Source organism: Novosphingobium marinum (assembly GCF_013408095.1).
GTDB classification, from domain to species: domain Bacteria; phylum Pseudomonadota; class Alphaproteobacteria; order Sphingomonadales; family Sphingomonadaceae; genus Novosphingobium; species Novosphingobium marinum.
In genome coordinates this window covers 922,519-936,040 of record NZ_JACBZF010000001.1, presented here as the reverse complement: position 1 = coordinate 936,040, position 13,522 = coordinate 922,519, and the positions used below count along the sequence as shown (strand labels likewise).

General features: G+C 64.5%; 12 protein-coding genes. 9 read left to right on the top strand and 3 right to left on the bottom strand.

Annotation, left to right across the window (positions count from 1 at the left end; translation table 11 throughout):
• Positions 1-9: 9 nt before the first annotated feature.
• Genes era through lepB form a run of 3 tightly spaced genes read right to left on the bottom strand, consistent with a single transcriptional unit; the run spans position 10 to position 2,398 of the window.
• The gene (era, locus tag FHS75_RS04515) at positions 10-900 is read right to left on the bottom strand and encodes a GTPase Era (protein ID WP_179406488.1); all 891 of its coding nucleotides are present in this window, start codon (positions 898-900) and stop codon (positions 10-12) included.
• Positions 897-1,565 carry a ribonuclease III gene (gene rnc, locus FHS75_RS04510; protein ID WP_179406581.1) on the bottom strand — a complete coding sequence of 223 codons (669 nt, stop codon included), beginning with the start codon at positions 1,563-1,565 and terminating at the stop codon, positions 897-899. The genes era and rnc overlap by 4 nt, the downstream gene beginning before the upstream one ends.
• A 5-nt stretch (positions 1,566-1,570) precedes the next feature.
• Positions 1,571-2,398, bottom strand: a complete 828-nt coding sequence (gene lepB, locus FHS75_RS04505) for a signal peptidase I (RefSeq protein ID WP_179406487.1) — start codon at positions 2,396-2,398, stop codon at positions 1,571-1,573.
• A gap of 185 nt (positions 2,399-2,583) precedes the next feature.
• On the opposite strand from lepB, the gene pgi reads away from it, so the two are divergent.
• From pgi to FHS75_RS04460, 9 genes are all read left to right on the top strand, one after another.
• Positions 2,584-4,101: a glucose-6-phosphate isomerase gene (gene pgi, locus FHS75_RS04500; RefSeq protein ID WP_179406486.1), complete on the top strand. Its 1,518-nt coding sequence runs from the start codon at positions 2,584-2,586 to the stop codon at positions 4,099-4,101.
• Between the two features lie 61 nt (positions 4,102-4,162).
• Entirely contained in the window at positions 4,163-5,509 is a 1,347-nt protein-coding gene (gene gor / locus FHS75_RS04495; RefSeq protein WP_179406485.1) for a glutathione-disulfide reductase, read from the top strand.
• Between the two features lie 154 nt (positions 5,510-5,663).
• Complete coding sequence (locus FHS75_RS04490; RefSeq protein ID WP_179406484.1) at positions 5,664-7,196, top strand: acyl-CoA carboxylase subunit beta; 1,533 nt, start codon at positions 5,664-5,666, stop codon at positions 7,194-7,196.
• 10 nt (positions 7,197-7,206) lie between these two features.
• Positions 7,207-8,388: an acetyl-CoA C-acyltransferase family protein gene (locus FHS75_RS04485; RefSeq protein WP_179406483.1), complete on the top strand. Its 1,182-nt coding sequence runs from the start codon at positions 7,207-7,209 to the stop codon at positions 8,386-8,388.
• Complete coding sequence (mce, locus tag FHS75_RS04480; RefSeq protein ID WP_179406482.1) at positions 8,385-8,837, top strand: methylmalonyl-CoA epimerase; 453 nt, start codon at positions 8,385-8,387, stop codon at positions 8,835-8,837. Before FHS75_RS04485 ends, mce begins: the two co-directional genes overlap by 4 nt.
• A gap of 70 nt (positions 8,838-8,907) precedes the next feature.
• Positions 8,908-11,052 carry a methylmalonyl-CoA mutase gene (gene scpA / locus FHS75_RS04475; RefSeq protein WP_179406481.1) on the top strand — a complete coding sequence of 715 codons (2,145 nt, stop codon included), beginning with the start codon at positions 8,908-8,910 and terminating at the stop codon, positions 11,050-11,052.
• Entirely contained in the window at positions 11,049-11,867 is an 819-nt protein-coding gene (locus FHS75_RS04470) for a heme-dependent oxidative N-demethylase family protein (RefSeq protein WP_179406480.1), read from the top strand. Before scpA ends, FHS75_RS04470 begins: the two co-directional genes overlap by 4 nt.
• A complete protein-coding gene (locus FHS75_RS04465; RefSeq protein ID WP_179406479.1) occupies positions 11,864-13,138 on the top strand; it encodes an O-acetylhomoserine aminocarboxypropyltransferase in 1,275 nt (424 codons plus the stop codon). The genes FHS75_RS04470 and FHS75_RS04465 overlap by 4 nt, the downstream gene beginning before the upstream one ends.
• A 5-nt stretch (positions 13,139-13,143) precedes the next feature.
• A complete protein-coding gene (locus FHS75_RS04460; protein WP_229735492.1) occupies positions 13,144-13,521 on the top strand; it encodes a lysozyme inhibitor LprI family protein in 378 nt (125 codons plus the stop codon).
• Position 13,522 lies beyond the last annotated feature (1 nt).

Here is a 13,522-nt window from a genome sequence, read left to right as displayed (position 1 = left end):
GGGCCGCGCCTACCTGACCCAGTCGAGCCCGATGTCCTCGTAGAGGTCGCGGGCCTCGGCCCAGTTCTCCTCGACCTTCACGTGGAGGAAGAGGTGTACCTTCTGGCCGAGCAGCTCGGACAGTTCCTTTCGCGCCGCCTCGCCGATCGCCTTGATCTTCTGCCCGCCCTTGCCGAGCACGATGGCGCGCTGGTTGTCGCGCACGACCACGATCTGCTGGCGGATCTCCACCGATCCGTCGCGCCGCTGCGTGTAGCTTTCGGGCCGCACCGCACTGTCGTAGGGCAGTTCCTCGTGAAGCTGGCGGTACAGCTGCTCACGGGTGATCTCGGCGGCCAGCAGCCGCTCGCTGGCATCGGAGACCTGGTCTTCCGGGTAGTGCCACGGGCCTTCGGGCATCATGGCGGCCAGACGGTCCCTGAGGTCGGCGATGCCGTCCCCGGTCAACGCAGATACGAAGAAAATCTCGTCGAAAGAGGCAAGTCCTGCCAGTTCCTGCGCCAGTTCGAGCAGCGGCTCCTTCGCGCTTGCATCGACCTTGTTGATAGCCAGCAGCTTGCGCTCGGGACGGTCCTTCAGCGCCTCGATCAGCGGCAGGAGTTCGTGGCGGCGCTGTTTCACCGGATCGACCACCAGCAGGATCGCATCGGCTTCCTGCGCGCCTTCCCACGCCGCCGAGACCATCGCGCGATCGAGCCTGCGCTTCGGCGCGAAGATGCCCGGCGTATCGACGAGGATCATCTGGGTTTCGCCGGCAAGCGCGATTCCCATCAGCCGCGCGCGCGTAGTCTGCGCCTTGGCCGAGACGATCGCGACCTTCTGGCCGACCAGTGCGTTGACGAGCGTCGACTTGCCTGCGTTGGGCGCGCCGATCACGGCGACGAGACCGCATCGTGTCATGCGAATTTCCTCATGAATTCGGCGGCGGCCTGGGTTTCGGCTTCCTGCTTGCTCGATGCGGTCGCCCGGGCATCGCCGACACCGTTCACCGCAACCTCAACGGTGAACTTCGAGGCATGGTCGGGGCCGGAGCGATCGACGAGACGATATTCGGGCATCCTGCGCCGGTTGCCTGCCGCCCACTCCTGCAACGCCGACTTGGGGTGCTTCGAACTTCCGGCCTTGCCCTCGACTTCCTCGTCCCAAAGCGCCCGGACCATCTCGCGCGCCGCTTCGAAGCCGTTCTCGACGAAGCAGGCGCCGATCAGGGCTTCCATCACGTCTCCCAGGATGTTCTCGCTGTCCTGCCCGCCGTCGTCGCGAGCCTGCTTGCCGAGGCGGATGTGCGGGCCGAGTTCGTGTGCGCGCGCGATCCTGGCGCACATGGCCCTGCTTACCAGCGCGTTCAGGCGCTGCGAGAGCTTTCCTTCCGCCGCGCCGCTTTTCTCGAACAGCCATTGTGCGACAACGAGGCCGAGGACACGATCGCCGAGAAATTCAAGCCGCTGGTAGTCGCGCGGCTCGCCGGTGCTGCCGTGGGTGAGCGCCTCGGCCCAGACGGCTTCGTCTTTCGGCTCCTGTCCGGCCAGTCGCACAAGAAAGTTGCGCGTCGCATCCTCGATCATGGTCGTCAGAACGTGCCGCCGATCCGGTTCCAGCGTGCCGCCGTGAACCATGTCCAGGGCAGCAGCCATTCGGCCGAACCGTCGGTGGAGAACATCATTACCGCCGCCTTGCCGACGAGATTGTCCTGCGGGACGATCCCGATGCCCTGGCCCGGAATTGCGGGGAACCGGCTGTCGAGCGAATTGTCGCGGTTGTCGCCCATCAGGAACATGTGGCCGGCGGGCACGACGAACGGGTCGAAATTGTCCTGCGGCGTCGTGCCGAGGTCGAGGATGTTGTAGCTCTTGCCTCCGGGCAGGGTCTCGCGGAACTGGGGGTAGCTGCATACTTCGGTACCGTCTGCGCTTCGCTCCTGAAACCGGGAGACGTAGCAGCGGGTGTTGGGCGATACCGGCACCTGGAAATTGCCGATGCGTTCGCGCGGGATCGCCTTGCCGTTGAGCCACAGCCGCCCCTCGCGCATGGCGACGGTATCGCCCGGAAGTCCGATCACGCGCTTGATGTAGTCGGTGTCGTTGCCCGGCGGGGCCTTGAAGATAACGACCTCGCCGCGATCGGGCTCGCTCGCGAAGATCCGGCCCGGGATCAGCGGCACACTGAACGGCAGCGAATAGCGCGAAAAGCCGTAGGACCATTTCGAGGCAAGCAGGTAATCGCCGTTGAGCAGCCGCGGCAGCATCGATTCGCTGGGAATGTTGAACGGCGAAAAGAAGAAGCTGCGGAAGATGATCACGATCAGCGCGAGCTTCAGCAGGTAGACGAAGAAGCTCTCCTCCTTCTTCTCCGGTTTCGCATCGGTATCTGGAGCCTCGGCAGGGGCGGTGTCGGTCATGGGCAGGTCCATGTTGGGCGCGGCTCCTTCCGTCAAGCCTTATGCCGGGAAAGGGCCGGCTTCTGTCCCACTGCGGCGCATTTGGCACCCGGGCGGTGAACCGGGCGTTAGCGATGAACTGGATGCGCCTTTGCCTTGCAACGCGCAACCTGCATATACCGCGACGCATCAAACTGGAGGACGACATGGCCCGACCCGCAAGCGAAATCTGGCAGGAGCTGGAGGAACTTCCCAAGCCCACGCTCACCATGCTCTTCGCTGGCGAGAGCGACCGGCTGGCCTCGCTGTGCTCGACGCTCGATGTGCCGGGGGGGTCGATTCGGTTCGACTGGGCCAAGACCCATCTCGACGAGGTGCACCTCAAGGCCTTTGCCGAGCTCGCCCGGACGATGGACTTCGCCGGCAAGCGCAAGGCGCTGCTGAGCGGAGAGGTCGTCAACGTGACCGAGGGCAGGGCTGCCGAACACACCGCGCAGCGTGGCCTCGGGGCCGAGGAGAGCGTCGCCGAGGCGCAGAACTTCCACCGGCGCATGGCGTCGCTCGTTTCGGCGATACACCAGGGCGCGCTCGGCGAGGTGAAGCACCTCATTCACGTCGGCATCGGCGGTTCGGCGCTCGGACCGGCGCTTGCGGTCGATGCGCTGGCGCGCGACGGCGCGATGGTCGACGTGCACGTCGTATCGAACATCGACGGTTGCGCTCTGGAGGAGGCTTTTGCCGCCTGCGATCCTGCAACCACGCTCGTCGCCGTGGCCTCGAAGACCTTCACGACAATCGAGACGATGACCAATGCGCGCAGCGCGCTGGCGTGGCTGGAGGAGAACGGCGTTTCGGACCCCTACGGACGCGTCGTCGCGCTCACCGCCTCGCCCGGAAAGGCAGTCGAATGGGGTGTCGACGAAACACGCATACTGCCGTTTCCGGAAAGCGTGGGCGGGCGCTATTCGCTGTGGTCGTCGATCGGTTTTCCTGTCGCGATCGCGCTGGGCTGGCCCGACTTCGCCGAAATGCTCGAAGGTGCGGCGGTCGTCGACCGGCACTTCGCCGAGACGGACGGCGCGGACAATCTGCCGCTGCGTGCGGCATTCGCGGACCAGTACTACACGCGTTTGCGCGGTTGCCAGACACGTGCGGTATTCGCCTACGACGAACGGCTGGCGCTGCTGCCCGACTACCTGCAGCAGCTCGAAATGGAATCGAACGGCAAGTCGGTGACCGCCGGGGGGGATGCCGTCGGCGGTCCAACCGCGCCGATTACCTGGGGCGGCGTCGGCACCGACGCCCAGCACGCGGTGTTCCAGCTACTCCATCAGGGTACGAACCTGGTCCCTGTCGATTTCATCGCGGCGATTGCGCCGGGCGACGAACTCGATACCGCCCATCACCGCATCCTTCTTTCGAACTGCTTCGCGCAGGGAGCGGCGCTGATGGCGGGCAAGGACAGCGACGATCCGGCACGCGCCTATCCGGGCGACAGGCCTTCGGCGACGATTCTGCTCGACGAACTCACTCCGGCCACGTTCGGCGCCATCGTCGCCTTTCACGAGCACCGGACGTTCGCCAACGCGGTTCTGATGGGCATCAACCCCTTCGACCAGTTCGGCGTCGAACTGGGCAAGGCCATTGCCAAGCAGATCGAGGCGGGCAACACCAGCTTCGATGCGTCGACCGAGGCGTTGCTCGAGGCGGCGGGAATCAAATAGCGCGCCGGTCCGTTCGAGGGCCGGACTTTCAGGCAATCAGGCAAGCAATCTGGAGCATTCGATGGCGGAATACGACTACGACCTCTTCGTGATCGGGGCAGGCTCGGGCGGCGTTCGCGCCAGCCGGGTCGCGGCCTCTCACGGCGCGAAGACGGCTGTGGCGGAAGAGCACAGGGTCGGCGGGACGTGCGTGATACGCGGCTGCGTGCCCAAGAAGATGCTCGTCTACGGCGCGCAGTTCGCCGAGGACCTCGAGGACGCGCGACAGTTCGGCTGGGACGTCGGAGAGTGTACGTTCGACTGGGTACGGTTGCGCGATCACGTGCTGGGCGACGTCGATCGCCTGAACGGCCTCTACACCCAGACGCTCGACAACCACGGGGTCGAGATCATCCACGAACGCGCCACGATCAGCGGGCCGAACGAGATCACGCTGGCCGGCGGCAAGACGGTTTCTGCCAAGTATATCCTGATCGCCACCGGCGCGCGACCGCACGTACCCGATTGCCCGGGACACGAACTGGGCATCACTTCGAACGAGGCGTTCCATCTCGACGCTCTTCCGCCGCGCATCCTGATCGCGGGGGCGGGCTACATCGCGAACGAGTTCGCCGGCATTTTCCACCAGTTCGGCAGCAAGGTCACGCTGATCAACCGTTCGGACCAGTTGCTTCGCGGCTATGACGAGAGCTTGCGCGACCGGTTGCTTCAGATTTCATTGATGAAGGGGATCCAGTTCCGCTTCAATGCCGAATTCCGCGGCATCGAGAAGACCGACAATGGTTGCCTGAAGGTCGAGATGACCAACCACGAGCCGCTGGAAGTCGATTGCGTCATGTTCGCGACAGGCCGCGTGCCCAACACCGAGGAACTCGGCCTCGAGAATGCCGGGGTCGAACTGGGCGACAAGGGCGAGATCAAGGTCGACAGGTTCTCGAAGACCAACGTCGAGAACATCTATGCGGTCGGAGACGTCACCGGTCGCGTCCAGCTGACCCCCGTCGCAATCCGCGAGGGGCAGGCCTTTGCCGATACGGTCTTCGGCAACAAGCCGACCAGCGTCGATTACGGATGTATCCCGTCCGCAGTATTCAGCCATCCTCCGCTTGCGGGCGTGGGCCTGACCGAGGGTGAGGCGCGCAACCAGTACGGTTCGATCAAGGTCTATGAAAGCGACTTCCGTCCCATGAAGCACGTGGTCGCGGGGCGGAACGAGCGCGGCCTCTACAAGATGGTATGCGACGCCGACACCGGCAAGATTGTCGGCCTGCACATGATCGGGCCGGAATCTCCCGAAGTCATGCAGGCTGCCGCCATCGCGGTGAAGGCCGGGCTAACCAAGGAGGATTTCGACGCCACCGTCGCCATCCACCCGACGATGGCCGAGGAACTCGTGCTGATGCGCTGAGGGCCGAATCGCGCAAATCAGGGCGAATATGGCCTTCAGGTTGCGGTTTTGCGTCGACAACCTGATCTTATGGCCGGGGCTAGGCTATTGACGGTCCCGCCCCAACCGTGCCTTAGGCGCACGTACTTTCAATCGCCGGGAGGATTCCGCACCCATGTCAGCCAACATCGCCGAAATGGAGAGGCGCCGCGATGCGGCCAAGATGGGCGGGGGACAGAAGCGGATCGACGCCCAGCACGCCAAGGGCAAGCTGACGGCGCGCGAAAGGCTGGAAATCCTGCTCGACGAGGGAAGCTTCGAGGAATTCGACCTTTACGTCGAGCACAACTGCATCGATTTCGGCATGCAGGAACAGCAGATTCCCGGCGACGGCGTGGTCACCGGATCGGGCACGATCAACGGGCGGCTGGTCTTCGTCTACAGCCAGGACTTCACCGTCTTCGGCGGCTCGCTTTCCGAACGGCACGCGCAGAAGATCTGCAAGATCATGGACATGGCGCTCAAGAACGGCGCGCCGGTCATAGGCCTCAACGATTCGGGAGGAGCGCGCATCCAGGAAGGCGTCGCCTCGCTTGCCGGATATGCCGAAGTGTTCCAGCGCAACGTCCTCGCCTCCGGCGTCATCCCGCAGATCAGCCTCATCATGGGGCCTTGCGCGGGCGGCGCGGTCTATTCTCCCGCTATCACCGACTTCATCTTCATGGTGAAGGACAGTTCGTACATGTTCGTGACCGGACCCGACGTCGTGAAGACCGTTACCAACGAGGTCGTCACGCAAGAGGAACTGGGCGGTGCGATCACGCACACAAGCAAGACCTCGGTCGCCGACCTCGCGCTCGAGAACGATATCGAGACGCTGCTCGCGGTACGCGACTTCTTCGATTACCTGCCGCTTTCGAACCGCGAGGAAGTGCCCGCGCGGCCCAGCGCGGACCCGTGGGACAGGCAGGAGACGAGCCTCGACACGCTGGTACCGGCCAACGCCAACCAGCCTTACGACATGCACGAACTCATCCGGAAGGTCGTGGACGAGGAGGACTTCTTCGAAATCCAGCCATCCTTCGCAGGCAACATCATCTGCGGCTTCGGCCGGGTCGAGGGCCGGACCGTCGGCGTCGTTGCCAACCAGCCGATGGTACTGGCAGGCGTGCTCGACATCAATGCCAGCCGCAAGGCAGCGCGGTTCGTGCGTTTCTGCGACGCATTCAACGTACCGATCCTGACTTTCGTCGACGTGCCGGGCTTCCTTCCGGGCACCGACCAGGAGCACAAGGGCATCATCAAGCACGGCGCGAAGCTGCTCTTCGCCTATGCCGAGGCTACCGTGCCCAAGATCACCGTCATTACCCGCAAGGCCTACGGCGGCGCCTACGACGTCATGGCTCCCAAGCACTTGCGCGGCGACCTCAACTACGCCTGGCCGACCGCCGAGATCGCGGTGATGGGCGCCAAGGGCGCGGTCGAGATCATCTTCCGCCGCGATGCCGACGATCCGGAAAAGATCGCGCAGCGCACGCAGGAATACGAAGACGCTTTCGCCAACCCCTTCGTCGCTGCAAGCCGCGGCTACATCGACGAAGTCATCTACCCGCATTCCACGCGCCGGCGTATCGCGCTCGGACTTCGCAAGCTGCGCAACAAGCAGCTCGAGAACCCGTGGAAGAAGCACGACAACATCCCGCTCTGAGGAAACAGCCATGAACGAAGTCGTCATCCTTTCCGGCGCCCGCCTTCCCATCGGAAGCTTCGGCGGATCGCTGAAAGGTTTTCGCCCCGCCGAACTCGGCGAAATCGCCATTCGCGAGGCGATCTCGCGCTCGGGCCTCGAGGCCTCCGACGTGCAGCAGGTCGTCGTCGGCAACGTCGTTCCCTCGCAACCGGCCGACGCCTACATCGCGCGTGTCGCTGCGGTAAAGGCCGGTATCCCGATCGAGGCGCCTGCGATGACCGTCAACCGCCTGTGCGGTTCGGGCCTGCAGGCCATCGTCTCGGCGGCGCAGTTCCTCAAGCTGGGCGAGGCACAGGTCGCTGTCGGCGCTGGCGCGGAGAGCATGTCCAATGCCCCGCACATGACATCTGCCGCGCGCTTCGGCAGCAAGATGGGCTCGATCGAGCTGACCGATGCGATGCTCGGCGCGCTGCACGATCCGTTCGAGAACATCCACATGGGCATTACGGCGGAAAACATCGCCGACCAGTGCCAGATCACGCGCGAGCAGCAGGACGAGCTGGCCGTCGAGAGCCAGAAGCGCGCCGCCAAGGCCGTGGCCGAGGGCTACTTCAAGGAACAGATCGTCCCGGTAGAGATCAAGTCGCGCAAGGGCACGACCGTCTTCGACCACGACGAGCACGTACGCGGCGATGCCACGATCGAGGCGATGGCCGGCCTGAAGCCCGTGTTCAAGAAGGACGGAACGGTCACGGCGGGGAATGCATCCGGTCTGAACGACGGCGGCGCGGCAGTCGTGCTCGCTACCGCCGAGGCGGCCGAGAAGCACGGGAAGAAGCCGCTGGCGCGCATCGTCTCGTGGGGCCACGCGGGCGTCGAACCTTCGGTCATGGGCCTCGGCCCGGTCAAGGCGGTGCCGATCGCGCTCGAGCGCGCCGGACTCTCGCTCGACCAGATGGACACGATCGAATCGAACGAGGCGTTCGCGGCGCAGGCCTGCGGCGTCGCCAAGCAGCTCGGTTTCGATCCGGCGAAGACCAATCCCAACGGTTCGGGCATCTCGCTCGGCCACCCGATCGGCGCGACCGGCGCTATCCTCACCGTCAAGGCGATGTACGAACTCAAGCGCATCGGTGGCCGCTACGGCCTCATCACCATGTGCATCGGCGGCGGCCAGGGCATCGCGATGGTGATCGAGAACGTCGAATGAAGCTTGGCAGGATGAACCACATCGGCGTCGCGACGCCGGACCTCGATGCGTCGATAGCGTTCTATCGCGACGTGATGGGCGCGACCGACATTACCGAGCCGTTCGTCCTCGAAAGCCAGAAAGTGCGCGTCTGCTTCGTCAACACGCCGGGCGAGAATGGCCCAAATGGCGAACCGACTGCCGGCACGCAGGTAGAGCTGCTCCAGCCGACCGAGGCCGACTCGGCGGTGGGCAAGTGGCTCGACAAGAACCCCTTGGGCGGCCAGCACCACGTCTGTTACGAAGTGCCCGACATCCACGAGGCGAAGGCATGGTTCGAAGGCCTTGGCAAGCGCGTACTCGGCGAGCCGCGCATCGGGGCTCACGGCACCCTCATCTTCTTCGTCCATCCCAGGGACATGGGCGGACAGCTGACCGAGATCATGGAAACCCCGAAAGAGGCGCACTGAGCCGAAACCGGCATCACGGGACGTGGATGCCGAAACGAGTTCAGCATGACAGTATTGCGAGTGTAGAGCGATGACCGACAAACCGACCACCGAAGACTGGAAAACCCTTGCCGACAAGGAGGTGAAGGGCCGCGACCTGACCTGGCACACGCCCGAAGGCTTCGCGATCAAACCGCTCTACACCGAAGAGGACTCAGCCGATCCGGGCCTGCCGGGCTTCGCGCCGTTCACGCGCGGCGTGAAGGCCAGCATGTACGCGGGCCGCCCATGGACGATCCGGCAGTACGCGGGTTTCTCGACCGCCGAGGAGTCGAATGCGTTCTATCGCCGCAACCTCGCCGCCGGGCAGAAGGGGCTTTCGGTCGCCTTCGACCTCGCGACGCACCGGGGCTACGATTCCGATCATCCGCGCGTCGTCGGGGACGTCGGCATGGCGGGTGTCGCGGTCGATACGGTCGAGGACATGAAAATCCTGTTCGACGGCATCCCGCTCCAGGACATGTCGGTATCGATGACGATGAACGGCGCGGTTATTCCCGTGCTCGCGTTCTTCATTGTCGCGGGCGAGGAGCAGGGCGTCGACCAGGCGCAGCTTTCGGGAACCATCCAGAACGACATTCTCAAGGAGTTCATGGTCCGCAACACTTACATCTATCCGCCCGAACCCTCGATGCGGATCGTGTCGGACATCATCGCCTACACGTCCGAGAACATGCCGCGCTTCAACTCGATCTCGATCTCGGGCTACCACATGCACGAGGCTGGCGCGACGGCGGTACAGGAGCTCGCCTACACCATCGCCGACGGCAAGGAGTACGTGCAGCGCGCGATGGCCGCGGGGCTCGACATTGACAAGTTCGCCGGCCGCCTCTCGTTCTTCTTCGGCATCGGCATGAATTTCTTCATGGAAGTCGCCAAGCTGCGTGCCGCGCGCAAGCTGTGGTACCACGTGATGGACGATCTCGGCGCGAAGCAGGATCGCTCCAAGATGCTGCGCACCCACTGCCAGACTTCGGGCGTCTCGCTACAGGAGCAGGATCCCTACAACAACGTCATCCGCACCACGATCGAGGCGATGGCCGCGACGCTGGGCGGTACGCAGTCGCTCCACACCAACGCCCTCGACGAGGCGATCGCGCTGCCGACCGACTTCTCTGCCCGGATCGCGCGCAACACCCAGATCGTGATTGCCGAGGAAAGCGGCATCGCCAACGTCGTCGATCCGCTGGGCGGCTCGTACTACGTCGAGGCGCTTACCCAGCAGCTTTTCGAGGACGCCTCGAAGCTCATCAAGGAAGTCGACGATCTCGGCGGTATGACCACGGCGGTGGCGAGCGGCCTTCCCAAGCAGCGGATCGAGGAAGCTGCCGCCGCCAAGCAGGCGCGTGTCGACAAGGGCGAGGACGTCATCGTCGGCGTCAACAAGTACCGCAAGGATGAGGAAGACCCGATCGACACACTCGAGGTCGACAACCACAAGGTCCGCGAATCGCAGATCGCCCGCATCAGGCGCAACCGCGAAGCCCGCGACGAGGCGAAGTGCCGCGCCGCGCTCGAAGCGCTGACCGAAGGTGCGAAGGCCGATGGCAACATGCTCGCGCTCGCGGTCGAGGCCGCGCGCCAGCGCGCGACGCTCGGCGAGATTTCGGACGCGATGGAAGCTGCGTTCGGGCGCTACGACACGGTCCCGACGCCGGTGAAGGGCATTTACGGCAAGGCCTACGCCGAGGATGATCGCTACCGCCAGGTCGTCGAGGGTGTCGAGGCCGTGGAGCGCCGTCTTGGCCGCAAGCCGCGCCTGTTCGTCGCCAAGATGGGCCAGGACGGACATGATCGCGGCGCCAACGTGATCGCGTCGGCCTTTACCGACATGGGCTTCGAAGTCGTCTCCGGTCCGCTGTTCCAGACGCCCGAAGAGGCGCAGAAGATGGCGATCGAGAACGACGTCGACGTGGTCGGTGCCTCCTCGCTCGCAGCCGGTCACAAGACCCTGATCCCCGAGCTGATCCAGCACCTGAAGGGTGCGGGGCGTGCCGATATCAAGGTCGTCGCGGGCGGCGTTATCCCGCCGCAGGACTACGAATTCCTCAAGAGCAAGGGCGTGCAGGGCATCTACGGCCCCGGCTCAAACGTGGTCGAGGCCGCCGCAGACGTGCTGCGCCTCCTTGGCCACAACATGCCGCCTGTCGGAGACGAGCTGGAAGCCGCCGAGTGACACTCGGCTTCGGCGCGGCGGCGCTGCTGCCCCGTGCCAGGGGCGGAGGCGTCCTGCGCATGGGGCTGTCACGGCTTTCCGAGGAGGGGTGGCTGGACCCCACACCCGATCTTTCGGTCCGGGCCGGCCATTTCGACGAGCACCCTGACAGCGTGGAAGTCCGTCCGGAGGGGGAAGACGCGGCGCGGGAAGTTGCCGAACTGCTTGGCGTCGCCGGTGGTCTCGAAGATGCGGCGCGCTCGGTCTGGGAAGACCTTTGCGTTCTCACGCGCGATGCCGGCGGGACCTATCGCCTGACCGGCGGCGCGGTCGCCTTTCCGACCGACTGGCGGCTAGGCGACAAGATGGGCCTGACGTTGCCCGAAGTTCACGCACCGATTCAGGGTTATGCCGAGCAACTTGCAGCGGGAGTCGACAGGTTTATCGAAAACCTCCGACCCGGCGAAATATGGGGGCGTGCGAACTGGTTCGTGGTTGCCTCCGACAACCTGCGCTACTTGCCGGCGGACGATCCCGCAGAGCGTTTTGTGCATGTCACGCCCGCGAATGCCGGCGATGCGCTTTTCCTGCGCTGCGAACGCCAGACGCTGCGTCGACTTCCCGCAACCGGTGCGGTCCTCTTCACCATTGGCGTCTATCGGTGCCCCTTGCGCGACCTCGACGACGCAGCGCTGAACCGAATCTGCGACGCATTCGCAAGTTTGATAGAAGGAGAGGGCGACAGGCGCGGGGTTCCGCACTATACCGAGGCCCTTCGGGGCCATGCCGCCGCCCGCTCGGGGCCGGCGCGCGCGAACAGGGAGGCGATTTCATGAGCGAGAAACCGGAAACCCTTGCCGTCCATGCAGGGTGCGAGCCCGATCCCACGACGAAGGCGCGGATTACCCCGATCTACCAGACCGCGTCCTACGTCTTCGACGATGTCCATCATGCCGCGCGGCTGTTCAATCTCGAGGAATTCGGGAACATCTATTCGCGGATCATGAACCCCACCAACGGCGCGCTCGAAATGAAGATCGCCGCTCTCGAGGGCGGTGTCGGCGCGCTGGCCGTCGCTTCCGGTCACGCCGCGCAACTCGTGGTCATGCACACGCTGATGGAGCCGGGCTGCGAGATCGTGGCGGCGAAGAAGCTGTACGGCGGCTCGCTCAACCAGATGGGCCACGCCTTCAAGCGCATGGGCTGGACCACGCATTTCGTCGATGCCGACGATCCCGCGAACGTCGCGGCCGCCATCAACGACAAGACCCGCGCGGTCTTCATCGAAAGTCTCGCCAATCCCGGCGGCATCGTCTCCGACATCGAGGCAATCGCGAAAGTCGCGCACGAGGCGAAGGTGCCGCTCGTGGTCGACAATACCATGGCAACGCCGTTCCTGTGCCGTCCGATCGACCATGGCGCCGACATCGTCGTCCATTCGGCGACCAAGTTCCTCAATGGCCACGGAAACGCCATCGGTGGCCTGATCGTCGATTCCGGCAAGTTCGACTGGAAGGGGGCGGGCAAGTACCCGTACCTGACGGAGCCGAACCCATCGTATCACGGCATGACCTTTACCGATGCGCTCGGCGAACTCGGCTTCATCGTCGCCTGCCGTGCGCTCGGCTTGCGCGATCTCGGGCCGGCGCTCTCGCCGATGAACGCGTTTCTCGCACTCACGGGTATGGAAACGCTGGCGCTGCGCATGGAACGGCACTGCATGAACGCGCTCATGCTCGCCTCCTGGCTCAAGGAGCACCCGAAAATCGAATGGGTGTCGTATGCCGGACTGCCGACCGATCCGTACAACGTGCTCGCTCAGAAGTACCTGGGCGGCAAGGGCGGGGCGGTGTTCACTTACGGCCTGAAGGGCGGGTACGATGCCGGCGTAAAGCTTGTCTCGGCGGTAGAGATGTTCAGCCATCTCGCCAACATCGGCGACACCCGCTCGCTCATCATCCATCCCAGCTCGACCACGCATCGCCAGCTTGAGGAAGGCGCGCAGATCGAGGCCGGAGCCGGGCCGGACGTAGTGCGCGTCTCGGTAGGGATCGAGCATATCGACGACATCATTGCCGACTTGTCGCAAGCCCTCGACCAGGTCTGACTGCAGTGCTGGTCGCTATCCTGCTTGTCGCGGCGCAGCCGCAATGGAATTGCGACGATCCGCAGGTGCAGCAGGAAATGAACTGGTGCGCCGCGAAGTCCTACGAAGCTGCCGACGCAGCACTCAACCGGCAGTGGCCGAGGACTGTCGCGGCGATGAAAGAGCGCGATGCGCGCCTCGATCGCGCATACGACGACCGTCCGGGCTACTTCGAAACGTTGCTTGAGGCGCAACGGGCCTGGCTAAAATATCGCGACGCCCATTGCGCCAGCGAAGGATTTTGGGCACGGGGCGGCTCTCTCGAGCCTCTTCTCGTCGCGACGTGCAAGCGCAAGCTGACCGAGGAGCGGACCCAGCAATTGCAATATCTGGTCGAACAATAGG